At 72.4% G+C, this 23,977-nt stretch carries 23 protein-coding genes; 15 read left to right on the forward strand and 8 right to left on the reverse strand.

Annotation, left to right across the window (positions count from 1 at the left end):
• Positions 1 to 24 precede the first annotated feature (24 nt).
• From JYK18_RS23835 to JYK18_RS23850, 4 genes are all read left to right on the forward strand, one after another.
• Positions 25 to 471, forward strand: coding sequence for a helix-turn-helix domain-containing protein (locus tag JYK18_RS23835; RefSeq protein WP_206804816.1), 447 nt, complete (start codon positions 25 to 27; stop codon positions 469 to 471).
• A gap of 300 nt (positions 472 to 771) precedes the next feature.
• Positions 772 to 1,632 (forward strand): PspA/IM30 family protein, encoded by an 861-nt coding sequence (locus JYK18_RS23840; protein WP_206804817.1) that lies wholly within the window; start codon positions 772 to 774, stop codon positions 1,630 to 1,632.
• A 28-nt stretch (positions 1,633 to 1,660) separates the two neighbouring features.
• Positions 1,661 to 2,677 carry a hypothetical protein gene (locus tag JYK18_RS23845; RefSeq protein ID WP_206804819.1) on the forward strand — a complete coding sequence of 339 codons (1,017 nt, stop codon included), beginning with the start codon at positions 1,661 to 1,663 and terminating at the stop codon, positions 2,675 to 2,677.
• A gap of 196 nt (positions 2,678 to 2,873) precedes the next feature.
• Positions 2,874 to 4,136 (forward strand): amidase, encoded by a 1,263-nt coding sequence (locus JYK18_RS23850; protein WP_206804821.1) that lies wholly within the window; start codon positions 2,874 to 2,876, stop codon positions 4,134 to 4,136.
• Here JYK18_RS23850 and JYK18_RS23855 read toward each other — a convergent pair.
• The 5 genes from JYK18_RS23855 to JYK18_RS23875 form a co-directional block, all read right to left on the reverse strand.
• Positions 4,133 to 5,182, reverse strand: coding sequence for a quinone-dependent dihydroorotate dehydrogenase (locus tag JYK18_RS23855; protein ID WP_206804823.1), 1,050 nt, complete (start codon positions 5,180 to 5,182; stop codon positions 4,133 to 4,135). The two genes, JYK18_RS23850 and JYK18_RS23855, sit on opposite strands and share 4 nt — an antisense overlap.
• Positions 5,183 to 5,184: 2 nt before the next feature.
• Complete coding sequence (locus JYK18_RS23860) at positions 5,185 to 5,754, reverse strand: GNAT family N-acetyltransferase (RefSeq protein ID WP_206804825.1); 570 nt, start codon at positions 5,752 to 5,754, stop codon at positions 5,185 to 5,187.
• 226 nt (positions 5,755 to 5,980) lie between these two features.
• Positions 5,981 to 7,108 (reverse strand): adenosine deaminase, encoded by a 1,128-nt coding sequence (add, locus tag JYK18_RS23865; RefSeq protein ID WP_206804827.1) that lies wholly within the window; start codon positions 7,106 to 7,108, stop codon positions 5,981 to 5,983.
• 165 nt (positions 7,109 to 7,273) lie between these two features.
• Positions 7,274 to 8,077 carry an Fpg/Nei family DNA glycosylase gene (locus tag JYK18_RS23870; protein ID WP_206804829.1) on the reverse strand — a complete coding sequence of 268 codons (804 nt, stop codon included), beginning with the start codon at positions 8,075 to 8,077 and terminating at the stop codon, positions 7,274 to 7,276.
• Positions 8,077 to 8,964 (reverse strand): ParA family protein, encoded by an 888-nt coding sequence (locus JYK18_RS23875; protein WP_206804830.1) that lies wholly within the window; start codon positions 8,962 to 8,964, stop codon positions 8,077 to 8,079. Before JYK18_RS23875 ends, JYK18_RS23870 begins: the two co-directional genes overlap by 1 nt.
• 43 nt (positions 8,965 to 9,007) lie before the next feature.
• On the opposite strand from JYK18_RS23875, the gene JYK18_RS23880 reads away from it, so the two are divergent.
• From JYK18_RS23880 to JYK18_RS23890, 3 genes are all read left to right on the forward strand, one after another.
• The gene (locus JYK18_RS23880; RefSeq protein ID WP_206804832.1) at positions 9,008 to 9,757 is read left to right on the forward strand and encodes a methyltransferase domain-containing protein; all 750 of its coding nucleotides are present in this window, start codon (positions 9,008 to 9,010) and stop codon (positions 9,755 to 9,757) included.
• 21 nt (positions 9,758 to 9,778) lie between these two features.
• Positions 9,779 to 11,047 carry a DNA polymerase IV gene (gene dinB, locus JYK18_RS23885; RefSeq protein ID WP_206804834.1) on the forward strand — a complete coding sequence of 423 codons (1,269 nt, stop codon included), beginning with the start codon at positions 9,779 to 9,781 and terminating at the stop codon, positions 11,045 to 11,047.
• 209 nt (positions 11,048 to 11,256) lie between these two features.
• A complete protein-coding gene (locus tag JYK18_RS23890; protein WP_206804836.1) occupies positions 11,257 to 11,661 on the forward strand; it encodes a DUF3040 domain-containing protein in 405 nt (134 codons plus the stop codon).
• Between the two features lie 219 nt (positions 11,662 to 11,880).
• On the opposite strand, the gene JYK18_RS23895 is transcribed toward JYK18_RS23890, so the two are convergent.
• Genes JYK18_RS23895 through JYK18_RS23905 form a run of 3 tightly spaced genes read right to left on the reverse strand, consistent with a single transcriptional unit; the run spans position 11,881 to position 16,776 of the window.
• The gene (locus JYK18_RS23895; RefSeq protein ID WP_206804837.1) at positions 11,881 to 14,415 is read right to left on the reverse strand and encodes a DUF3488 and transglutaminase-like domain-containing protein; all 2,535 of its coding nucleotides are present in this window, start codon (positions 14,413 to 14,415) and stop codon (positions 11,881 to 11,883) included.
• Entirely contained in the window at positions 14,412 to 15,686 is a 1,275-nt protein-coding gene (locus tag JYK18_RS23900) for a DUF58 domain-containing protein (protein WP_206804839.1), read from the reverse strand. Before JYK18_RS23900 ends, JYK18_RS23895 begins: the two co-directional genes overlap by 4 nt.
• Positions 15,687 to 15,693: 7 nt before the next feature.
• The gene (locus JYK18_RS23905; RefSeq protein ID WP_206804841.1) at positions 15,694 to 16,776 is read right to left on the reverse strand and encodes a MoxR family ATPase; all 1,083 of its coding nucleotides are present in this window, start codon (positions 16,774 to 16,776) and stop codon (positions 15,694 to 15,696) included.
• Positions 16,777 to 17,047: 271 nt separating this feature from the next.
• On the opposite strand from JYK18_RS23905, the gene JYK18_RS23910 reads away from it, so the two are divergent.
• The 8 genes from JYK18_RS23910 (at position 17,048) to JYK18_RS23945 (ending at position 23,886) form a co-directional block, all read left to right on the forward strand.
• A complete protein-coding gene (locus tag JYK18_RS23910; RefSeq protein ID WP_206804843.1) occupies positions 17,048 to 17,407 on the forward strand; it encodes a hypothetical protein in 360 nt (119 codons plus the stop codon).
• Between the two features lie 5 nt (positions 17,408 to 17,412).
• Positions 17,413 to 17,958 (forward strand): DUF3558 family protein, encoded by a 546-nt coding sequence (locus JYK18_RS23915; protein ID WP_206804845.1) that lies wholly within the window; start codon positions 17,413 to 17,415, stop codon positions 17,956 to 17,958.
• Positions 17,959 to 18,000: 42 nt separating this feature from the next.
• Complete coding sequence (locus JYK18_RS23920; RefSeq protein ID WP_206804847.1) at positions 18,001 to 18,567, forward strand: PE-PGRS family protein; 567 nt, start codon at positions 18,001 to 18,003, stop codon at positions 18,565 to 18,567.
• A gap of 9 nt (positions 18,568 to 18,576) precedes the next feature.
• On the forward strand, positions 18,577 to 19,323 hold the full coding sequence (locus JYK18_RS23925; protein WP_206804849.1) for an ESX secretion-associated protein EspG: 747 nt from the start codon (positions 18,577 to 18,579) through the stop codon (positions 19,321 to 19,323).
• 301 nt (positions 19,324 to 19,624) lie between these two features.
• On the forward strand, positions 19,625 to 20,056 hold the full coding sequence (gene mraZ / locus JYK18_RS23930; protein ID WP_206804871.1) for a division/cell wall cluster transcriptional repressor MraZ: 432 nt from the start codon (positions 19,625 to 19,627) through the stop codon (positions 20,054 to 20,056).
• Between the two features lie 212 nt (positions 20,057 to 20,268).
• Positions 20,269 to 21,219 (forward strand): 16S rRNA (cytosine(1402)-N(4))-methyltransferase RsmH, encoded by a 951-nt coding sequence (gene rsmH, locus JYK18_RS23935; protein ID WP_374195061.1) that lies wholly within the window; start codon positions 20,269 to 20,271, stop codon positions 21,217 to 21,219.
• The gene (locus tag JYK18_RS23940) at positions 21,216 to 21,905 is read left to right on the forward strand and encodes a hypothetical protein (protein WP_206804875.1); all 690 of its coding nucleotides are present in this window, start codon (positions 21,216 to 21,218) and stop codon (positions 21,903 to 21,905) included. Before rsmH ends, JYK18_RS23940 begins: the two co-directional genes overlap by 4 nt.
• A 1-nt stretch (position 21,906) precedes the next feature.
• Positions 21,907 to 23,886 (forward strand): penicillin-binding protein 2, encoded by a 1,980-nt coding sequence (locus JYK18_RS23945; protein ID WP_206804877.1) that lies wholly within the window; start codon positions 21,907 to 21,909, stop codon positions 23,884 to 23,886.
• Positions 23,887 to 23,977: the final 91 nt, after the last annotated feature.

Consider the following 23,977-nt stretch of genomic DNA (forward strand, 5'->3'; position numbering starts at 1 on the left):
AGATCGATGGAAGGGAGGCGCGCGATGACCGTGCTGTTGCGTGAGGCGATCGGTGATCGGCTCCGTCATGCCCGCACCAACCAGCGGCGAACGCTGCGCGACATCTCCCGCGCCGCCAAAGTCAGCCTGGGCTACCTGTCCGAGGTCGAACGGGGGCAGAAGGAGGCTTCCAGCGAGCTGCTCGCCTCGATCTGCGAGGCGCTCGAGCTGCCGCTGAGCGAACTCCTGCACAAGGTGGCCGCCGACGTGTCCGCGCTGGACAAGGTGGAGGAGACCCTCGACCGGCCCGAGCGCGGTGGCGCCAAGCCGGTGGAGACGGCCTCGGCCGAACGTGGTTTCGAGGGTGGCCGCCCGGTGCCCGAGGTGATCGGTAACGATCTGGCCGATCTCCGCCTCTCGCCGCCGCGCATGTCGACCACGCTCCGTACCACCATCACCACCCCGGAACTGGCGGCCATCGTCGCCGCCTGATCCACCGCGGTCGTTACCGCCCAACGGCAGAAGTGGGGCAGCTCTCACGCGCGAGCGCGAGTGCTGCCCCACTTTCCGCGTTCCGGCTGGTAGCTCTCGGTAGGGGCCATCCCTGAATTACCCCGGGGTCGCCTGGAACGACGGCGGTCAACCTGACACGATGGAACCCAACGCCGGGTACGGAACGTTGCCTAGTCGGATCGATCGCCCGCCAGGTATGGGGGAGGGCCGGTTCGATCAACGGGCGCGCAGCGCACCCGGTGACAGGACCAGTGGGACGCAAGAAGGCAGGCGGAGGAGATGGCCAACCCTTTCGTGAAGTTCTGGAAGTACCTGATGGCGTCGTTCTCGTCGAAGGTCGACGAGCACGCTGACCCCAAGGTGCAGATCCAGCAGGCCATCGAGGAGGCGCAACGCCAGCACCAGGCGCTCTCCCAGCAGGCCGCTTCGGTGATCGGCAACCAGCGTCAGCTGGAGATGAAGCTCAACCGCCAGCTCGGCGAGGTGGAGAAGCTGCAGGCGTCGACCCGGCAGGCGCTCGTGCTCGCCGACGAGGCGCGCGCCAAGGGCGACGAGCAGAAGGCGCAGGAGTTCGAGACCGCGGCGGAGGGCTTCGCGGCCCAGCTGGTCACCGCCGAGCAGAGCATCGAGGACCTGAAGACCCTGCACGACCAGTCGCTGCAGGCCGCCGCCCAGGCGAAGCAGGCCGTCGAGCGCAACGCCAGCATGCTGCAGCAGAAGCTGGCCGAGCGCACCAAGCTGCTCTCGCAGCTGGAGCAGGCGAAGATGCAGGAGCAGGTCTCCGCTTCGCTGAACCAGATGTCGCAGCTGGCCGCGCCGGGCAACACGCCCTCGCTGGAGGACGTGCGCGAGAAGATCGAGAAGCGCTACACCACCGCGCTGGGCTCCGCCGAACTGGCGCAGAACTCGGTGCAGGGGCGCATGCTGGAGGTCCAGCACTCGACCACGCAGCTGGCCGGGCACTCGCGGCTCGAGCAGATCCGCGCGTCGATGAAGGGTGACTCGGTCGCCCAGGTGACCAGTGGTTCCCAGGCCGCCGCCGCGGCGAAGGACCAGGCCGCCGCGGCCAAGACCAGCGCGAACATCCAGCAGGAGATCCAGCAGCGGGTCCAGGCCGAGCAGCAGAAGAACCAGGCCTGAGAACCGGCGGCGGGCACGGGGAGTGGTGATGGGGTCGGGTAAGCGGGATTTCGGCGAACTCAGCGCGAAGCTGGAGAAGCACATCGAACGCTTGCCCGACTACGCCCAGCGTGCCCAGGAGAAGCTGCAGAAGTACCTGCCGCCGAACGACGGCACGAAGCCGGACGAGCAGCGGGATCCGCAGGTCTACCGCAAGGTGTACCCGCCGAGCGGCTCGGCCGACGGCGAGGGGCGGAAGCCGTCGCTGCCCGTGCCGAAGCTGCCCAACCTGCCGAACCTGCCCGACTTCGCCGCGGCGTCGCCCGCGGTGGACGGGCTCAAGGCGAAGTGGGTCCAGTGGAACGAGCCCGCCGCCAAGCTGGAACGGCGCAAGCGGCGGGCCTCCCGGGCCGCCACCCTGTGGCTGGTGCTGGCCCTGATCAGCGTGCTCGTGGTGGTGGCGGGCTTCATCGCCGCCACGACGGCCACCGCCGCGCTGATGACCCCGCCGGTGCTGGGCGGGGCCGCGGGCGCGATCGCCTTCAGCACGCTCGGCGTGCGCTCGGCGACGCGGTTGCGGCAGCTCAACCGGATGGAGATCCCGGCCAGCACGGCGCCACCGCCGCTGCCGCCGTCCGGCTCGGCCGCCAGGAAGCCGATGGAGCGCCTGGCCGAGTCGGAGGCCTCGCTGCGGGAGCTGCTGCGGCAGCTGGCCGTGCCGAGCACCACCGGGGTCACCGCGGTGCCCGAGGTGTCCGTCGAGGACGCCCGCAACACCGCCGACGAGGCGGCGAAGAGCCTGCGCGGGCTCGCCGGCCGCATCCAGGCCATCGAACGCGCCCGCAACGCCGCTCCGCAGGGTGAGCGGGCCGCGCTGGACGGCGCCGTCCGCACCCTGGCCGAGCAGCTCGACGACGGGCTGGAGGGGTACGGCGCGCTGGTCGCCGCGGCCGGTCGCACGGTCGCCGCGAGCAGCGACGGCATCGGCACCTCGAAGGAAGCCCTGACCGACGCCACCGACCGCCTGGCCGGTCTCGCGATCGCCCTGCGTGAGCTGGGTTCTTGAATCTAGCCGTCCTTTGTGGACAGGTATGGACACGGTGTGCGCGCGGTGTCACTCTGTGACGGAGTGAAACACGTACGTAACCGAATGGACGTTTCCGTCGCAATCGCCGTTGCCTACCGTTTTCCTCATGTCCACATCCATTCCGGAGGCACCAGTGCGCTGATCGCGGGTCCCCCACGAGGAAAGGACGGCGGCTGTGAACACACTTCCTCCCGAACCGGAGCCGTTACCCACGGCACCGCCGAGTGCTTTCCAGCGGGTGATCTCCGCTTACGAGCGCCTAGCCGAAACCGATCGCGCGAACGACTGGGAGACCCTGCGTTCCGAAGAGGACGTCCTGGTCGAGGCCAAGGCCATCGACGAACGCGTGCGGGCGGGTGAGGACCTGCCGCTGGCCGGGCAGCTGCTCGCCGCCGGCGCCACCACGGCCATCGCCGGACTGCCCGGCGACACCGGGCTCGCCGAGGTCAGCGCGGTCGCCGTCCAACGGCTGACGCAGGCCGGAGCGGTGGTGCTCGGCCGGGCCGGGAAAGCCTCGGTACCGGCCGTTGTTGTCTCCGGGGCCGCCGACCTGGGGTTGGAGACCGGCATCCCGCACCGGGAGGCCGCGTTCGCGCTGCGGGCCACGCCGGGGCTGATCCCGGACGTGCCGGTGCTCTACGCGCGGGAGCTGACCCTGGCCCGCCAGGCCATGGGCACCGCGACCGCCGCCGACGCCTGGCCCGCCTCGTTCCGCCTGTCCGCCGGGGAGCACCCGCGCGTGGCCGTGCCGGGTGCGGCCGAGCTCGCGCCGCTGCCGGTGGCCGTCCGGCGGTCGTTCGAGGCCGTGGTGGCCGCCTTCGCCGCCTCGGGCATGCGCATCCGGTCGTTCGGGGAACGGTTCGACGTGCAGCTCACCCCGTTCGCGCTGGACCTGGCCGGGCCCGAGTTGCCGACGGTGTCGGTGCCGCTGGGTGAGGTCGGCGGGGAACCGTTCGGCATCACCCTGGCCACCGCCGCCTACGAGGAGCAGCTGGCGCTCGACCTGGCCTCGCTGCTCACCGCGGCCCCGGCGGGGGAGCCGTACGCGGCCACCAGCGTCGAATTCGTGGTGTTCGGGGAACAGGTGCGCGGCCGCCCGCTGAGCGCGTGGCTGGCCGAACTGGGCGCCCGCTACGCCGGGGACGTGGTCACCGCCTCGCACTACCGGATGGTGCTGCTCGCCGGGCCCGAAGCCGGGGTGGTGCCGGGTGCGCAGGCGCTGACCGGGGAGCGGTGGACCATCTCCCCGGACTCCTTCGAGCAACTGCGGGACGGGCTGGGTGCCCCGCTGCGGATCACCACGGTCCGCCTGGAGAACGGGGTCTCGCTCCCCGCCATCACCTGCGACCCGATGGCCGAGAGCACCGAGCTCACGTCCTATCGGGACTGGCGGGCCTACCTCCGCTTCCTCAGCACCGCGAAGGGGAAGACGGCTTAGGCATCGGCCAGGCCCCGGTGCACGCGGCGGACCAGGCCGGGGCCGTGCAGGGCGAAGCCGGTGTAGAGCTGGATCAGGCTCGCACCGGCGTCCAGCATGCGGGCCGCGTCGTCGCCGGACATGATGCCGCCGACGCCGATGATCGGCAGCCTGCCGCCCGACTCCTTGTGCACGAAAGCGACCACCTCACGCGCACGAGCGGTCAGCGGGCGGCCGGACAGCCCGCCCGCCTGCTCGGCGGTCGAGGCCTCCGGCGGGATGACGCCTTCGCGGCTGAGCGTGGTGTTCGTGGCGATCAGGCCGGACACGGCGTGCTCCTCGCACACCTCGATCAGCTCGGCCAGCGCCTCGTCGGTCAGGTCGGGCGCGACCTTGACCAGCAACGGCGTGGCCAGCTTGCCCGCCTTCGCCGCGAGCGAGGCCGACGTGGCCTGGAGTTCGTTGAGCAGTTCGCTCAGCGCCCCGCGGTCCTGCAGGCTGCGCAGGCCGGGGGTGTTGGGGGAGCTGACGTTCACCGCGAAGTAGTCGGCGTGCGGGTGCAGCAGCCGCAGCGACTCCTGGTAGTCGGCCACCGCCTCGTCCAGCGGCGCCGCCTTCGACTTGCCGATGCTCACGCCCAGCGGCACCGGCGGCTTGCCGGTGCGCTCCAGCCGCTCGGCCAGCGCGGCCGCACCGGCGTTGTTGAAGCCCATCCGGTTGATCACCCCGTCGCTGCCGGGCAGGCTGAACAGCCGGGGGCGCGGGTTGCCGGGCTGCGGCAGCCGGGTCACCGTGCCGACCTCGACGAACCCGAAACCGAGCGCGGGCCAGGCCCGCAGCGCGCGCCCGTCCTTGTCCATGCCGGCGGCCAGGCCGACCGGGTTCGGGAACTGCACGCCGAACACCTTCACCGGCCGGTCGGCGCGGTAGACGCGGTGCAGCGCACGCAGGACGGGCTCGGCGGCGGACAGCCTGCCGAGCGCGGTGATGGTGCGTTCGTGCACCAGCTCGGCGTCGTTCTTGCTCAGCCGGTAGAGCGCGGGGCGGACCAGGTTGTCGAAGAGCACGGCTACATGGTGCCGCACCGGCTCTTCCACTCGTCCTCGAGCATGGCGTAGACGAACTCGTCACCCCATTCGCCCTTGAACACCTCGGCCTCGCGCAGGTGGGCCTCGCGGCGGAGGCCGAGGCGCTCCATCAGCCCCCACGAGGCGGTGTTGCGCGCGTCACATCGGCCGCAGATGCGGTGCAGGCCGAGTTCCTCGAAGCCGAGCCGGAGCAGTTCGGTGGCCGACTCCCTGGCGTAGCCCTGGCCCTGGTGGTCGGGGTGGAAGACAAAGCCGAACTCGCCCTGCCGGTGGGCGCGGCTGGTCCACTGGAGGTTGAGGTCACCGATCAGCTGCCCGGTTTCGGCGAGTTCGACGGCGACGGCGAGGAACTGGCCCTCGGTTTCCAGCGTCGCGTTCCGGATGCGGGTTTCCAGCGCCAGCGCGGATTCCTCGCGCGAACGCGGTTCCCAGTAGAGGAAGCGGGCCACCTCGGGCCGCGACTGGAAGTCGTTCAGCTCGTCGAGGTCGGCCGGGGTGAACGCCCGCAGCAGCAGGCGCGCCGTCCGGATCGGATAGGCGGGTCGAAGCAAAGTTCCCCAGATTTCTTGCCGTGGTGTGGGTTTCCCCGGTGCGCCTCCCACGCGCCGTCAAACGCGCGGGCCCGAGCCGGACCGTTGCTCGGGAGCACCGGGGAACCGGTGACTGCCTGGTATTCACTGGCAGGCAACAAAACGAAGCAGGGTACGAGCCGACAGGTGGCCGAGTCGCCTGCTTGGTCAGTCCATTCGTTCTGCCGTCCGCTAGCGGACAGTCACCTCACGAGTCCTGTTGATATCCAACTTCGGACCACCTCCCTTCTCGTGTACTGCCCACGCTAGGCAAGTTCTCGCGCTCCGGCAACAAGATTTCGTCACCCGGTACGGGGAGCGAGTCGATCTCCGCGAGCAGCACCGCCTTGGCCTCGGCGGAAAGGAACGAGGACGTCACGGAATTCGCCGCCAGCCGCGCCAGTTCGGCCGGGCGCAGGCCCAGCGTCCTGGCCACCGCGAGGTATTCGCCGGTCAGCGTGGCGCCGAACATGGGCGGGTCGTCGGTGTTCAGCGTCACCACCACCCCGTGGTCGAGCAGGCGCCGCACGGGATGCGCTTCGAGCGAACGCACCTGGCCGGTGCGCAGGTTGGAGGTCGGGCAGACCTCCAGCGGGATGCGGTGCTCGGCCAGGTGGGCCAGCAGCGCCGGATCGGCGGCGGCGCTGGTGCCGTGGCCGATCCGCTCGGCGCCGAGGTCGTGCACCGCCGACCAGACGGTGGCCGGGCCGGTGGTTTCCCCCGCGTGCGGAACGCTGTGCAGCCCGGCTTCGCGGGCGGCGGTGAAGAACGGCGCGAACTGCGCGCGCCCGACCCCGACCTCGGGCCCGCCGAGTCCGAAGCCGACCAGTCCCTCGGGGCGTTCGCGCAACGCGAACAGCAGGGTTTCCCGGCCGGCCTTGACGCCCTTCTCACCGGGAATGTCGAAGCACCAGGCCAGTTCCACCCCGTGCTCGGCCGCCGCGGCGGCCCGCCCTTCGGTGAGCCCGTCGAGCAGTTCGTCGCCGGACATGCCGTCGAGGAGGTGGTTGTACGGGGTGACGGTCACCTCGGCGTAGCGGGCGTTCTGCCGCGCGAGTTCGGCGGCCAGGCCGACCACCAGCGTGCGGACGTCCTCGCGCCCCTTGATCATCGACTGGACGGCCCAGTAGACGCGGAGGAAGTGGTCGAAGTCGCGGAAGCGGAAGAACTCCGCCAGCGCGGCGCGGTCGGCGGGCACCCCGGCCTCGGGGTGGCGGCGGGCGAGGGCGAGCACGGTGTCGATCCCGGCCGAGCCGACCAGGTGGACGTGCAGTTCGGCCTTGGGCAGGGCCTGGACGAAGGCGCGCAGATCCGCGCCCGTGGTGTTCGCGGGCATGGCGAAGCTCCCTGGGTTTTCGGTAAGGGGTGTGGTGACGGGAGGAACCGCGGGCGATCAGGGAGCGAGATCGCCGCGTTCGGTGTCCGCGCCGTAGAGCGGCAGCTTGAACGACGTCACAGCCCCGATCCTAGCTGGCGTGAGCTGGTCCGCGCGGGTGTTTCTCTAGCCGGCCGGGGCTGGCCCGTGCTGACAGCGGGGGCAGTACCAGGTGGGCCGTCGCTGGACGTCGTGGCCTTGGGTGCCCACGCGGACCCGGCCACCGCAGCGGAAGCAGCCCTGCCGCGTGCGTTCGTAGACCCAGTTGCGCCGCCCGCGCGCGAGGTCGCCGGTGGTGCTCTGCTCGTGGCGCCAGGCGTTGGCGAGCAGCAGTTTGCGCGCCAGCGCGACCGTCGCCTCGGTGTCCACTTCGGACACCGGTGTCCACGGGGTGACCCGCAGCAGGTGGCAGACCTCGCACTTGTACAGGTTCCCCACGCCCGCCATCACGCGCTGGTCGAGCAGCGCGAGGCCGAGTTCGCGCGCGGGCCGCGCGGCCAGGTTCGCCGCCGCGCGCCGGGTGTGCTCGTCCGTCCACATCGGATCGAGCAGATCCGGGCCGAGGTGCCCGACCAACCGCGATTCGTCTTTGGTGGCAAGGAGTTCCATATCGTGCAGGCGGAACCCGATGACCAGCGAGGTGGCGTTCTCGAACACCGCGCGGGCGTGGTGGGCGGGCATCGGCCAGCGCGCGCCCGGGGTGAGGAAGCGCCACGCGCCGTCCATCTTCAGGTGGCTGTGCAGGCTCAGGTCCCCGGAGAACCGGAGGAACATGTGCTTGCCCGCGGTGCGGACGCCGAGCACGGTCCGCCCGGTCAGGTCCACAGTGGCCAGCCGGGGGTGGCGGAGGTCGGCGCGCAGCAGCTCCCGCCCGGCGAGTGCCTTCTCCACCCGCTTGCCGGCCAGGAAGACCGTGTCGCCTTCGGGCACTAGCGGCCCTGGCCCGGCCCCACCCGGGGGATCGGGCCGGTGGTCTCGGTCTCGGTCGCCTCGGGCGCGTCGTCGGTTTCCCAGGCCGCGCGGTGCCGACCGGCGCGGCTGGAGCGCAGGATCTTCGCCAGCACCATGTTGAAGGTCAGCGCGATCTCCTGCGCCCCGGGCGAGTTCCACTCGTGGATCGGCACGCACGCGCCCTGCGCCTGCTGGATGGCCAGCCGGTCGGGGATGGCCGTGGGCATCACCAGCGAGCCGAACGACTCGCGCAGCTCCGCGATGCGGAACTGGTGCTCGTGCGAGCGCACCCGCAGCTTGTTCACCAGCACCCCGACCGGGCGCAGGCCAGGGTTCATCCGGTCGCGGATCTCCTCGATCGCGTCGAGCGCGCGCTCGGCGCCCGCCACCGCGTACATCGTCGGCTCGGTCACCAGCAGCGCGCTGTCCGCGGCCACCAGCGCCGACTTGGTCAGCCTGCCCAGCGACGGCGGGCAGTCCAGGATCACCAGCTCGTACGGGTCGCCCCGCAGCGGCTCGCGGTGCAGCTCGTCGAGCGCGCGGGAGAGGTTCTCCAGCCGCCGGTTCTCCGGCCCCGGCTCGTTGAGCTGCTCCAGGTCCTCCGAGCCGACCAGCACGTCGAGCTGGTCGTCCCAGACGCTCGGCGCGATGGCCCGCTCCAGCATCGCCCGGTGCGGGGTCTCCAGCACCTCGGCGAGCGTGGCGTCGGTCAGCGGCGGGTCCAGCGACGCGGTGGCGTTGCCCTGGGGGTCCAGGTCGGCCACCAGCGTGCGGGAACCCCTACGGAGCGCTGCCGAGGCGATACCCAGCGCGACGGTGGTCTTGCCGACCCCACCCTTGAGGCTCAGTACGGCGACGGTGTGCACGCCAAGCAGCCTACGGGCGAAGCCACCACTACGCTGTGGCCCCATGCGAACGGACACCGCGGCGGCCCGCGGCCCGGCGGCGGTCCGCCGGGTGCTGGAATCGGAGCTGACCAAGGCACGGGAACGCGGCTCGGCCGAGCCGCACGTCGTCGACGTGGGCGGCGGCAGCGGCGGGTGGGCCGTGCCGTTCGCCTCGGCGGGCTGCCGGGTGACCGTGGTCGAGCCCAATCCGAACGCGCTGGCCACGCTGCGCCGGCGCGCCGAGGAGGAGGGCGTCGCCCAGCGGATCACCGTGGTCGCCGACGACTCCGACGCGCTCGGCAAGCACGTCGCCGCCGGTTCGGCGGACCTGGTGCTGGCGCACGGGCTGCTGGAGGTGGTGGACGACCCGGCGGCGGTGATCGCGGCGCTGGCTGAGGCGGTCGTGCCCGGCGGGGCGGTCTCCGTGCTCGCCGCCAACCGCAACGCCGCCGTGCTGCACCGCGCGCTGGCCGGCCGCCTGGCCGACGCCCGCCGCCTGCTGCTGATCCCCGACGGGGTGCTGCCCGAGGAGCGCGACACGCTGCTGCGCCGGTTCGACAGCGAGGCGCTGACCGGGCTGCTGGTCGCCGGCGGCCTCGAGATCGGCCTGCTCCAGGGCGACGGCGTGGTGGCCGACGCGGTGGTGCCGGACGGGGTGCTGGCCACCGACGAGGACCTGACCGAGTTCGAGGCGGTGGCCTCGGCCACCGCGCCGCTGCGCGAGATCGCCAGCAGGCTGCACGTGCTGGCGCGGCGCCCGAAACTGTCGTAGGCACCGGCTACTGTCGGGCGCATGGGGAGGAACACCGGGCTGCCCGCCGAGTTCGCCCGGTTCAAGGTCACCGCCGAGGCGGAGGCGGCCGGACCGGGCGCCGAGGGCTGGCCCGAGGACGAGGGCTGCGCGTTCCTGCACGTGGACATGGACGCCTTCTTCGCCGCGGTCGAGCTGCGCACCCGGCCGGAGCTGGTGCACCGGCCGGTGGTGATCGCCGGGGCCGGGCCGCGCTCGGTGGTGCTCTCGGCGAACTACCCGGCGCGCGAGTTCGGCGTGCGCTCGGCGATGCCGGTCGGGGCGGCGAAGCGGCTGTGCCCGCACGCGGTCTACCTGCCGCCGACGCGCGGGCTGTACAGCGAGGTCTCCGCGGGCGTGATGGCCATTTTCGCGGAGCTGACGCCGCTGGTGGAGCCGCTGAGCCTGGACGAGGCCTTCCTCGACGTGAGCGGCGCGCTGAGGCGGCTGGGGACCACGCCCGCCGGGATCGGCGCGATCATCCGGCGGCGGGTCGAGCGGGACCACGGCATCACCTGTTCGGTGGGCGTGGCCGGGGCCAAATTCCTGGCGAAGCTGGCCTCGGGCATGGCCAAACCGGACGGCATGGTGGTGGTGCCGGTGGCGCGGGCGCTGGAGTTCCTGCACCCGCTGCCGGTCTCGGCGCTGTGGGGGGTCGGCAAGCGCACCGAGGAGCAGCTGCGGCGGCTCGGGCTGGCCACCATCGCCGACGTGGCGAACGTGCCGCCCGCCCGGCTGCGGCGGGCGGTGGGCAACGCGGTCGGCGACCACCTCTACGCGCTGGCGCACGGGCACGACAACCGGGCCGTGGTGCCGGACAGCGCGGAGAAGTCGCTGGGCGCCGAGGTCACCTTCGACGTGGACGAGTTCGACCGGGCGAAGCTGGCGCGGGAGCTGCTGCGGTTGTCCGAACGGGTGGCGGCCAGCCTGCGCGGGCGGGGGCTGCGCGGGCGGACGGTGTCGATCAAGGTGCGGTTCGCCGACTTCAAGACCGTCACCCGGGCCCGCACGCTGGTCTCGGCGACCGATGTGGCGCATGCCATCCACGCCACCGCCGTGACCTTGCTGACGGAACTGGGGCACGGGGGCGCGGTGCGGCTGATCGGGGTCCGGGTCGAGGGCCTGGAGGACGCGGACTCGGCCGAACAGCTCACCTTCGAGACCGATGCCCCGCGCTGGCGGGACGCCGAGGTGGCGGCCGACGTGGCGCGCTCCAAGTTCGGCTCGGCGGCGGTGCGCCCGGCGTCGCTGCTGTCCAGCCACGAAGAGTGAACAGGGGTGGATTCCGGGGGTTCAACCGGGGTTCGCGTACTCGTTGCGGGTGGTTCCCGGCAATTCGTTCAGTGCTTGATACGGGATCGGGTAGTCGTTCGCCCGCCGGACTCGTATCCTGGAGTGCAGACACCCCAGACGGGGTGAAGTTGGGTCCACTACTGTTGCGCGGCCCGGCGCCCGCGACAAGCTGTGCCGGAGGAGGAAAGATGCCACTCTCCGAGCATGAGCAGCGGCTGCTCGACCAGATCGAGCGCGAGCTCTATGCCGAGGACCCCAAGTTCGCATCCACGGTGCGTGGCACCAGGTTGCGCCGACCCGCCCGACGCCGGCGCCTGCAGGGCGTGGCCCTGTTCGTCGTCGGGGTCGCGCTGCTGGTGCTGGGCGTGGTGGTGCCGTTCCGGGTCGCCGACATCCCGCTGATCAGCGTGTTCGGTTTCCTGGTGATGTTCTTTGGGGTTCTGCTCGCCGTCACATCGTTGCGGCAGCAACCAGAGGGTGAAGGGTCAGAAGGCGAGCAGGCGGGTTCCTCACGCGGACGGCCGCAGGCGCGCAAGAGCTCGTTCACACAGCGGATGGAGGAGCGCTTCCGCCAGCGTTTCGAAGACCAGTAGCGAGTTTTCTCCCGAGCGCACAACTGAACAGACCGAGTGTGGGGCATGACCGGTGGACGCCGGGCATGCCCCACACCCACTTGTGCCCTGGTCGCCGGTCGCGGGTGCCTGACCTCGCTCAGGTACCCGCGTACTGCTTCGCGGGTGCCTGAGCGAGTGGCTTGAGCGCCGGCTCACCGGCCGCACCCGGCTCAGGCGAGCCGGGCACGGGCCTCAGCGTCAGCGGCGCCGGCGGAACAGGGAGCGCGGGAACAGCCGTCCCCGCCAGGACATGGGGGCGTTCCGGGTCAGGCTGGACCGCACCTCGTCGAAGGCCGGGCCGAAGCGCGGGTCCGGGTCCGCCGCCCCGCCGTACCAGGAGCGCTCGACCACACCGACCACCGTGCGCAGCCCGCCCTTGCCCTCCTCGTCGAGGCGGTGGCGCTGCGCGATCTTCTGCGCCGTGGTCCGCACCGTGTCGCTGACTTCCACCGGCACCCCGCGGTCCCGGCACTCGTCGAGCAGCTCCCGCCACGCCGCGTTCGCCGCGTCCGGACCGCTGGCGCCGATCACCTGCAACCGCTTCCGCCGCACCACCTCGCGCGCCATCGACGGCCCGACCGCGACGAGCAGCACGACCACCAGCGGCACCGCGAGCAGCGCCGTCCACAGCCAGGCCAGCAGGCCGACCCCGATGATGCCCAGCCCCGCCGCGATGGCGGGCAGCCAGCTCTCCGCGGCGCCCTGGGGCGCGCGGGCCGGCGGCGGACCCGGGGGAGCCCCCGGTCTCGGCGGCCCCGGTCTCTGCCTGCTCGCCCGTTGCCACAGGATCCCGGCCACCACGGCGGCCGCGGCCAGCGCGACCAGCGCCAGCCACAGCGCCCAGTCCGGGCCCTCACCCGGCCGCTGCTCCTCCTCCGGCTGGTCCGGCAGCGGCGCGGCGTCCGGCGTGTTCGTCTCCTCGCCCGGCAGCCGCGGCGACTCGACCGACGGGGCGGTGCTCGGGGCACCCGAGTCCGCCGGGTCCTGGGGGCTGTTGTCCGGGCGCAGGTACGGCGGGATGAACCCGCGCGAGTCGGACAGCGGGGTCGGGTCGAAGGTGACCCAGCCCAGCTCGCCGAAGTACGCCTCGACCCACGCGTGCGCGTCCTGCGAGGTGATCGACCGGTAGTCCGCGGTGGTGTACCCGGGGGTGAACCCGATCGCCACCCGCGACGGGATGTTCAGCGTCCGCAGCATCACCGCCATCGCGGAGGCGAACTGCTCGCAGTACCCGCGCTTGCCGTTGAGCAGGAAGTCCGCCAGCGCGTCCGAGTCGGCGGCCGCGGCGGTGCGGGTGTCGTAGGTGAACCCGTTCTGCGAGTTGAAGTAGTTCCAGACCGCGGTGGCCCGGTCGAAGTCGTTGGTGGCGCCCTGGGTCAGCTGCTTGGTCAGCGCGACCACCCGGTCGTCGACCCCGTCCAGTCGCGTGTAGATGGACGGGATCTGGTCGGCCTCGGTGTCGGCGTTGCGCAGCGCCTCCTTGGTCGGGATGCGCAGCGAGGCGGTCTGCACGTACGGCGGCGACTGGCGCTTGGCCTCGCTGTACACCGCGCCGCTGACCGAGTCGTACTGCCAGCCGTCGGAGATGTTGCGCAGCGCGCGCGGCGCGCCGTACACCGGCAGCCAGACGTCGACCCAGTTGACCGGCTCGATCTGGATCTCCTTGGTCTCCCCGGTGCCGTCGTCACCGGGGGCCAGGGGCAGGCTGGGCTGGTTCGCCGGGACGCCCGGCGGCATCCGCGGCTCGTCGGCGATCTTCCAGCCCTGGTTCGGCTCGAAGTAGTTGAGCGTGAACGCGCGCAGCATGCGCCGGTCGCCGGGGGCGTTGAGCCCGCGCACCCGGAACAGCTCCACGTTCTGCCCCTGGTCGAGCAGGCCGCGCAGCTGGGTGAACGGGTTGATGCCGAGCCCGCCGGTCGGCTGGCTGCCCTCGCCGCCCTGGCCGTTGCCGGGAATGCTGCCGACCGTGCCGATCGCGGTGATCGTGCCGCCGGCCACCAGGCCCAGCGCCAGCGCCACGGAGACCACCGCCACCGGCGCGGAGGCCGCGGCCGGGGACGCGCCGAGGCCGGGGGCGGTCCGGTTGCGCCAGCGCCGGTGCCGGTGACTGCCGTCGACGGCGAGCAGTCCGGCGAACGCCGCCGCGCCGAGCAGGAAGGTCCACCACGGCAGCATGCCGTCGGACAGCGAGGCCGGGACCGCGTAGACGCACAGCAGCACCAGCCCGGTGGCCGCGGGCGCGGAAGCCGCCACGGCGAGCGTGTCCACCAGCACCGCGACCAGCCCGATGGCGATGGTGACCAGGCACAGGATCGGCGGGGTCGGCTCCACCGGCGGCAGGCCCATCCGGATCTGCTCGGCCGATTCGACCAGCACCTCCCGCAGTTCCGAGAGCGCGGCGGGGCCGGGGATGATGCCGAGGATGCCGTTGCTGGTGAACACCCCGGTGATCAGGAAGGCCAGCACCAGCAGCTGCGCGAGCCCGACCACCAGGGTCGGCGTGCGCAGCGAGCGCAGGGCCAGGCCGGTGCACGCGATCAGCACCACGGCGACGATCAGGTAACCGAACCAGGCCGCGCCGCCGACCACCCCGGTGATCGAGGTGGACGCGCAGATCGTGGCCAGTCCGGCGGCGAGCGGGGCGAAGATCGAGCTGACCCAGGGCGCGGCCGGGGGCTCGGGCCGTTCGGTCGGGGTGTGCGGGATCGGCGGGGCCGGGGGCGCGGCGGTCACCGGGCGTCGCCGATCAGCGTGGCGCGCCGGGCGGTCGAGCGGCACAGCTCGCCCCACACCTGCGGCATCGGGCTGGCCGGTCCGGCCACCACCACGCCCCAGCCGGCCGCGCGCAGCAGGCTCGCCGACTCCTCGGTGGCCGCGGCGCGGTGCTCGGGCGCGCTGACCCCGCCGGACCAGGCCGGGGTGTCGAGCAGGACGGCGAGGCTGCGGATGCCGCGCGGGCGGAACCGGTTGAGCTCGTGCACCGCCTCGTTGCTCACGGTGCCGAGCACGGCGATCAGCTCCTGTCCCTCGGCGGGATCACTGCCGGTGGTCACGTCGCGCTGGTGCGCGGGCTGCAGCCCGGCGAGCGCGTCGAGGATGAGGTGGTCGTGGTGGTCCCCGCCGTCGCCGGGGGCGTCGGCCAGGGTGAGCCCGTGCTCGGTGACCAGCCGGACGCGGTGCCCGGCGCGGCGCAGGTGCAGGCACACGCTGGCGACGAAGGACACCGCCCACTCCAGGCTGGCCGACGGGCCGGTGCCGTGGTGCGCGGCCGCGCGGTGGTCCAGGAGCACAGTGGTGCCCCCGCGCCACGGCCGCTCTTCGACGCGGACCATGATCTCGTCGCGGCGGGCGGTCGAGCGCCAGTGCACCTTGCGCAGGTCGTCACCCTGGCGGTACTGCCGGACGATCACGTCGGACTCGCCCTGCCCGGCGTGCAGCCGGACGTTGCCGTCGTCGCCGACGCCGATGCCCGCCCCGGACGGCAGCCCCCACAGGCTGACGAACCGCGGCACCACCACCAGCTTGGTGTGCCCGATCAGCTCCCGCTCGAACTCGCACAGCCCGAACGGGTCGGTGACCGTGGCGCGCAGCGGGCCGACCTGCTGGATCCCGCGCAGCATCGGCTGGATCGGGTAGCGCAGGGCGACCGCCTGGTGCTGCGGCAGCCGCTCGACCACGAACCGGGGCCGCCCGCCCAGCGAGTACGGCACGCCGTCCTCGAGCAGCACCTCCCCGGTCGGCAGCCGCCCGGTGCGCCACAGCTCCAGCTGCACCTCACCGGCGCCGCCGACCTGCACCCGGTCCGGGAACAGCTTGCGGGCCGCGCCGATGCGCACCTTGGCCGCCGAGATGAACCACGCCACCAGCAGCGGCAGCGCGATGACAAAAACGGCGACCCGCAGCAGATCGCGCTCGTTGAGCACGGTGGCGCAGACCGCGGCGGCCACGCCCGCGGCGAGCAGGCAACGGCCTCGGGTGGTCAGGCCGGACAGCGAGCGCAGCATGACCGGGCTACCGGCGGCTCTGCCCGTTGGCCGGCGAGCCCGCCTGCGGCACCGGCACCCGGCTGAGCACCGCGCGCACCACGTCGGTGGCCGAGCGGCGGGCGGCGTGCGCCTCGGTGGTCAGCACCAGGCGGTGCGCGAGCACCGGCACCGCCACCGCGTGCAGGTCGTCCGGGACCACGTACTCCCGGCCGGCCAGCGCGGCCTGCGCGCGGGCCGCGCGGACCAGCTGCAGGGTGGCGCGGGGCGAGGCGCCGAGGCGGATCTCCGGCAGCTGCCGGGTGGCCGAAGCCAGCTCGACCGCGTACTGGCGGACCTCGGGCGCCATGTGGACCTTGCGGACCGCGCGGATCAGCCGGTGCACGGTGGCCGCGTCGGAGACCGGGCGCAGGTCCTGCAGCGGGTTGTGCCCGGCGTGCTCGTCGACCATGGCCAGCTCGGCCTGCGGGTCGGGGTAGCCGATCGACACGCGCGCGGTGAAGCGGTCGCGCTGCGCCTCGGGCAGGGCGTAGGTGCCCTCCATCTCGATCGGGTTCTGCGTGGCGATCACCATGAACGGCTCTTCCAGCTCGTACGTGCTGGTGTCGACCGTGACCTGGTGCTCCTCCATGCATTCGAGCAGCGAGGACTGCGTCTTCGGCGAGGCGCGGTTGATCTCGTCGCCGACCACGATGTTGGCGAACACCGGGCCGGGGCGGAACTCGAACCCGCCGGTCTGCCGGTTGTAGATGGACACCCCGGTGACGTCGCTGGGCAGCAGGTCGGGGGTGAACTGGATGCGGCTGACCGTGCAGTCGATGGACCGGGCCAGCGCCTTGGCCAGCGAGGTCTTCCCGACCCCCGGCACGTCCTCGACCAGCAGGTGGCCCTCGGCGAGCAGGGTGACCAGCGCGACCCGCACCACGTCCGGCTTGCCGACCAGCACCCGCTCGACGTTGGCCGCGATCCGGGCGGCGGTGTCGTGCAGCTCGCCGAGCGACGCGGAGCCGTGCCCGTTGGCGCCGCTCGTCCCGCGCGCCCCGGCCGCGGGGTCACTGGGGTAGTACGGCGTCTGGTCGCCGGGCACCGCGGACTGCGTTCTCGACGTCACTCGACCTCCTGGTGCCGACGCGCAAGCGTCTTGGAACAACGGGCGGACGCGCCCGTGCGTGCCTGTACCGGCCACCCGTTCAAGGGTCAGCCTCCCACGAAGTGTGTCAAACGTGAGCGAAACGATGGGGAGAACCCTGCGATCACTGAGTGCTACCACCAATATTGGGCCATTCGGGTGAGTAACGCCCTGGTGGGCTGGGCGATGTTCTCACGCCGCGTTCTGTCGTATTCTCCTGAGCGGATTCAGTCGGCTACGGAAGGTGCTTGCCATGCCGGAGGTCGAAACGAGGGACCGGGTCACCCCGGGGGCCGCCGCCGCGTTCAGCGTGGCGCCGGAGCTGGCCGGTGACGCGTTCACGCGGCTGTCGGAACTGCAGGACGTGGTCGGCGAGATGGTCCGCCACGCCAAGGTGCTCGGCAGGCAGGTCCCGCTCGGTGGTGGATACGCGGACGAGGTCGGCCGGTTCATGGCCGAGTACGGCATCGGGCAGCAGGGCTCGGCGGTCGAGTCGCTGATCGCCTTCGGCCGGGAGCTCGAGGACCTCAAGTCCCGCATCGCCGAAGCCGTGGAGCAGTACTCCGAGGCCGACGGCAAGGCCGCCGACGACGTCGAGTGCACCGGCGGCTGACCCGGATGCCCCGAACGCCCCGCCTCTTCCTTCTGCTCCCCGCGCTGGCGCTGCTCGCCGCCTGCGGTCAGGGCGGCCAGGCCGCCTCCGGGGAGAACACGGTGCACACCGTGCCGCCACCGCCCGCGGCACCCAGCACCGCCCCGCCCGCGAACCAGGGCGGCCTCGACCCGTGCACCCTGCTGACCTCGGCCGAGCGGTCCACCGCCGGGCTGACCTCGGTCGGCGAGCCCAAGGCGATCGGCTCCGCGCGCACCTGCGACTGGACCGAGCCCGGCACCTTCGGCCTGGCCATCTCGGTGGACGGGTCGAAGGGGCTGACCGATCTCCGCACGGAGAAGAAGACCGCGAAGCAGATCAAGGTCGGTGCCCGCGAAGCCCTCAAGGTCGCCGATCCGAAGGCCGATGACGGAACCTGTGCGGTGTTGCTGGGCGCGGGGGAGTCGGCGAGCGTCCAGATCGACGTCAGCAACACGAACTTCACCGGCACCGAGGCCGCGTGCGCCCGCGCGGACAAGGTCGCCGGACTGGTGGAGCCCAAACTGCCCTGAGCCGCCACCGACCCCTGAGCCGCCACAGCGATGGGAGCACCGATGCCCGAGCACAGTCCGCCCGTGTCCACCCGGCGCTACGAGGCCTACAGCCACCAGGCGATGAAGGACGAGGTCGAAGCGGGCAACGATCCCGGGGAGGCCGGCCTGATCGGCGGCCAGTGGGACGAGCTGGCCGGCCGGTTCCACGAGTCGGCCCAGGCGCTGACCGCCCTGCTGGAGAGCAGCCGGGAGAACTGGTCCGGGGAGGGCGGCGAGGCGCTGCGCGGGGTGCTGACCCAGGCGGCGCGGTGGTCCGGTGAGGTCGCCGGGGTGTCCACTTCGGTCGGTGGCTCGGTCTCGGCGCAGGCGGAGATCGCCGCCAGGGCCAAGGCGGAGATGCCCGAACCGGTGGAGTACGACCCGGCGAGCATGATCCGCAACGCCGCGGCCAGCGGCAACCTGCTCGCGCTGGCCGGGCTGCCCGCGGCGATGGAGGAGACCAAGGCCGCCGCCGAAGCCGCCCGGCAGAAGGCGATCGACGTGCTGACCGCCCGCGACGCGGCCCTGCGGGACGCCATCCCGGTGCAGCAGACGTTCTCGCCACCGCCGCACCTGACCAGTTCCTGAGGCCCCGGCGTGATCCGGGTTTCCGCCTCGGCCTTCGACGTGCTGTGGGCCGACCTCGGGCTGCCGCGCGCGCCCGAGGTGCTCGGCGTGCGCAGCGTGGGCACCACCGACGCCGAACGCGCCGAGATCAAGGAGTCGGTCTACGCCAACCTCGCCGAGCGCGGGCTGTACGACCCCGCCCACGGGCTCGACGAGGCGCTGGCCGACCGGCTGCACACCCTCGCCACCGCCTCGGTCTACGTCGAGTGCGAAGCGCTGCTGGACATGACCTCGGACACCCCGTTCCGCGCGGTGGCCGCGGCGAAGGGGCGGCACGGCGTGCTGGCCACCCAGCCGAACCGGACGATCGGGCTGTCCACCATCCGGGACGGTGAACTGCTGCCGTCCATTGTGGAACTGCTGCCCGCGCTGGAACCCGGCCCCGGTTACGGGGTGAGCCTGCCCGCCGCCGCGCTCGCGGCCGGGGTCGAGGACCCGGTGTTCGCCGGGAACGGGCGCGCGGCCGGGCGGGAGAAGCAGGTCCGCGAGGTGCTCGCGATCCAGGCCCGGCCGATCTTCGGCGCCGGGCAGTTCACCGTGCGCGTGCGTGACGGAGCCCACCCGCGCCGGGTCGGCGGGATCAGTTGGTTCTGGACCGACGTCGGCGCCTACCTGAGTTCGCTGGAGCCGGGCCGCGGCGGGCAGGACTGGGTCACCGTGACCCCGGTCGACGGCCCGCGCCTGGTCCAGCGGCTGGCCGGCCTGCTCGAGGGCTGATTCCCCACTTCCCCCACCCGCCCCCACCCGGGACCGCCCGCGGGGGTGCCGGGGGACGCGTGGCGACCGCCCCCGTTGCCCCTCACCCCCGACTTGGGGGATCTTCGTCGGCACCCCCCACTGCGCCCCCACCTGGCCCCCACCGCTCTCACCTGCGGAAACGGCTGCTCGGGGGAGTGAATATGCGGTCAATTGCCGTTGACTGTGGTGAAAAGTGGGGTACGGTGGTGCCAAGTGGGGCGGAAGGGAGCCCCGTGGCCGATCCCCGCCTTGGCGGAGACCGGCGGGGAGGTGGCGGCCGATGTTCCTCGGTACCCACACCCCCAAGCTCGACGACAAGGGGCGGCTCACACTGCCCGCGAAGTTCCGCGACGCGCTGGCAGGTGGGCTGATGGTCACCAAGGGACAGGACCACTGCCTGTATGTCTTCCCGCGCGCCGAGTTCGAGCAGATGGCCCGCAAGGTCGCCGAAGCCCCGTTCACCAACGAGGCGGTGCGTGCCTACCAGCGCTACCTGTTCGCCGGGACCGACGAACAACGCCCGGACGGGCAGGGGCGCATCCCCATCGCGCCCGAGCTCCGCCGCTACGCGGGGCTCAACAAGGAGTGCGTGGTGATCGGGGCGATCACCAGGCTCGAGATCTGGGACGCCCAGGCGTGGCAGGGCTACCTGGACGAACACGAGGACAGCTACTCGAAGGCACAGGAGGAAGTCTTGCCGGGCGTGTTCTGACACGCGGCCGCCGGCACCCACGCCGTCGGGGGGCGGGGGTCCCACCGGCCGCACGAGGAGAGTTCCGGCTTCGCGGATGCCGTCAGGCCTCTGTCCGCTCAGTGGCCCTGGTGCACCTTCCCCGGCACCAGGTTCGCAGCGGGCGGACGGAGACCTGGCGGCATCGGCGTTTCCACCAGTGCCAGGCAAGACCGAGGAAGGGGGTGGGTGTGGTGGCCGAGCACGTTCCGGTTCTGCTGGACCGGATCCTCGAGCTGTTCGAGCCCGTCCTCGCCAAGCCGGGCGCGGTGCTGGTCGACGCCACCCTCGGCCTCGGCGGCCACTCCGACGCCCTGCTCTCCGCGCACCCGGAGCTCACGCTGGTCGGGCTCGACCGCGACCCGGCCGCGCTGGAGCGCTCGGCGGACCGCCTCCGCCACCACGGCGACCGCGTGCACCTGGTGCACGCGGTCTACGACGAACTGCCCGGCGCGCTGGCCGGGCTCGGCATGTCCACTGTGGACGGGCTGCTGTTCGACCTCGGCGTGTCCTCGATGCAGCTGGACCGCGACGAGCGCGGGTTCTCCTACGCCAGGGACGCCCCGCTGGACATGCGGATGGACCCGACCACCGGGCCGACCGCGGCCGACGTGCTGAACACCTACCCGCCCGGCGAACTGGTCCGGATCCTGCGCGAGTACGGCGAGGAGCGGTTCGCCCAGCGGATCGTGAAGTCGGTGGTGGCCGCGCGCGAGAGCGAACCGTTCGAGCGCAGCGGCAGGCTGGTCGAACTGCTCTACGCGGCGGTGCCCGCGGCGAGCAGGCGCACCGGCGGGCACCCGGCCAAGCGGACCTTCCAGGCGCTGCGGATCGAGGTCAACGGCGAGCTGGAGGTGCTGCGGCGGGCCATGCCCGCGGCGCTGGGCGCGCTGGCGATGGGCGGCCGGATCGTGGTCGAGTCCTACCAGTCGCTGGAGGACCGGCTGGTCAAGCAGGCACTGGCGGCGAAGGCGAAATCCCGCACCCCCGAAGGACTTCCGGTCGAACTGCCGGGGCACGGCCCCGAGCTGCGGCTGCTGACCAGGGGCGCGGAACAGGCGAACGAAGCGGAAATCGAGGCGAACCCGCGAGCGAGCTCGGTGCGGCTGCGAGCCGCGGAGCGGATCGGAGAGGCGGCACAGTGACGGCACCAGCTCGTTCCCGCACCCGCGCGCGTACCGAGCAGCGCGGGACCACCGGCGGCCGCACCCGCACCTCGGCCGCCGAGCGCGCCTACGCCCGCCGGGCGCAGCGCGCCGCCGAAGCGGTGGCACGCCCCGAAAACCAGCTGGAGGGCGCCGCCTCGGCGGTCAAGGTCCGCCCGAAGCTGAAGCTCAAGCTGCGGCTGCCGCGCTCGCGCGCGTCCTTCGTGCTGCTGATGATGGGCCTGCTCGCGGTGGGCGTGGTCACCACGCTGTGGCTGTCCACCCAGGCCATCGCCGACAGCTACCGGCTCGACGAACTGCGCAAGGACAACGCCGGCCTGGTCGAGCAGGCCGAGCGGCTGCAGCGCGAGGTCACCAAGCAGGAGTCGACCTCCTCGCTGGACGAGCGCGCGAAGGCGCTCGGCATGGTGCCCGGCGGCGATCCGGCCCGGATCATCGTGAACCCGGACGGCACCATCACGGTGATCGGCGAGCCGAAGAAGGCCGCCCCGCCCGCCGCACCGGGCGCGGGTGACCAGAGCGAGCCGCAGGACGCGCCGCCGCCCATCCCGGCGGTCGGCGGCGGCCAGCCGGATCCGTCGCTGCAGCTCCCGGAAGCCGAGCGGCAGCAACAGGAACAACAGCAACAGCAGCAGGACCAGCAGAACGCGCCAGGAGGACAGTGAGATGACGGGCAGGCCGCGGCGGGGCCCGGTCCGCGTGGCCGGCACGCGGGCGCAGGCCAGGCGGACCAGCGCGGAGACCGCCCGCGGGCGGTCGGCCCCGCACCGCACCTATTCGGCGACCGGACTCCGCCGCGCCAACGGCAAGACCGCCGAGGGCAGCACGCGCAGCCGGTTCGCCTCGGTGCGGATCATCCTGGTGGTGCTGCTGTCCATCGCCGGGCTGCAACTGGTGAAGGTGCAGGCGTTCGACGCCGAGGCGCTCTCGGCCAGCGCCGAGCGCCAGCGCACCACGCCGATCGACATCCCGGCCCAGCGCGGGTCCATCATGGACCGCAACGGCACCAAGCTGGCGTTCAGCGTGGAGAACCGCACGCTGTCGGTGAACCTGCGGCTGATGCGCAAGACCTGGACCGAGTTCGCCCAGGAGCACCCGGAGAAGGGGCAGAACTTCGAGACCCGGTCCGCCGCGGCGGCCCGGTTCATCGCGCAGAAGCTGCCGGACAAGACCACCGAGGCCGAGCTGCTGGAGAAGTTCCGCAAGCCGGACAACTTCACCTTCCTGGTCGACGACGTGGAGCCGTCGATCGCCGACGAGATCACCGACGGCGAGAACTTCCCGGAGATCAGCAAGGAGAAGCGCGCCAAGCGCGAGTACCCGGGTGGCACGCTGGCGGCGAACGTGGTCGGCGTGGCGAAGTGGCAGATGGAGGACCCGGACGTCTCCAAGCACAACCTGCACGGCCTGGCCGGGCTGGAGGCCACCTGGGACAACGAGCTGGCCGGTACGCCGGGCCGCCGCCTGGTGGACACCGAGCAGGGCGGGGACGTGGTCATCCCCGGTACCGAGCGCGACCTGCAGCCCGCCACCGCCGGCTCCGACCTGGAGCTGACCCTGGACGCCGACCTGCAGTACGACCTGCAGAGCAAGCTGTCCGACTACGTGGCCAAGAGCCGCGCCAAGGGCGGCAGCGCGGTGATCATGGACTCGAAGACCGGTGAGGTCTACGCGCTGGCCAACGACCGCACCTACGACCCGAACGACCTGGCGAAGGCCACCCCGGACCAGATGAACAACCGGGCGGTGACCACCCCGTTCGAACCGGGTTCGGTGAACAAGATCGTCACCGCGGTGGCGGCGATCCAGAACGGCATCGCCACCCCGGAGTCGGTGCTGTCGGTGCCGGGCGCGCTGCGCGTGGCCGACCACACCGTGCGCGACGCGTGGACACACGGCACGCAGAACTTCACCACCGCGGGCATCTTCGGCAAGTCCTCGAACGTGGGCACGCTGCTGCTCGCGCAGAAGCTCGGCGAGGAGCCGTTCGCGGACATGCTGAAGAAGTTCGGTCTCGGGCAGCGCACCGGCATCGGCCTGCCCGGTGAGAGCCCCGGTTCGGTGCCGCCGCGCAACCAGTGGTCCGGCACCACCTTCGGCAACCTCCCGATCGGCCAGGGTCTGTCGATGACCGTGGTGCAGATGGCCGGGATGTACCAGGCGATCGCCAACGGCGGTGTGCGCGTGGAGCCCAGGGTGGTCCGCGCCAAGGTGAACCCGGACGGCACGCGGGTGGACCAGCCCGCGCCGAAGACCACCCAGGTGACCACGCCGGAGACGGCGAAAACGGTGCTGGACATGATGCGCGCGACGGTGCAGAAGGGGAAGGGCCAGAACTCCGGCACCGCCCCGACCGCGGCGCTGGAGGGGTACCAGATCTCCGGCAAGACGGGCACCGGGCAGCAGATCGACCCGAAGACCAACGCCTACAGCGATTCGCTGTACAACATCACCTTCGCCGGGGTGCTGCCCGCGGACAACCCGCGGTTCGTGGTGGGCATCCACCTCGACGCGCCGGACACCACGCTGCCGGCCGGGCACTCCGCCGGTCCGCTGTTCCACGACGTGGCCTCGTACCTGGCGCAGCGCTACCAGCTGCCCCTGTCGGACGGCGCTTCCCCGGTGGTCCCGCTCGTCCTGAGCTGACCGAGTCGGCCCGCCGCGGCACCGGTACCGGCGGCTCGGCGGGGCCTCAGAAACGCTGTGAATGTGGCTTTCACTGCGGAATCCGCAGTGA

Origin of the sequence: Amycolatopsis sp. 195334CR, assembly GCF_017309385.1 — a bacterium.
Classification (GTDB): Bacteria; Actinomycetota; Actinomycetes; order Mycobacteriales; family Pseudonocardiaceae; genus Amycolatopsis.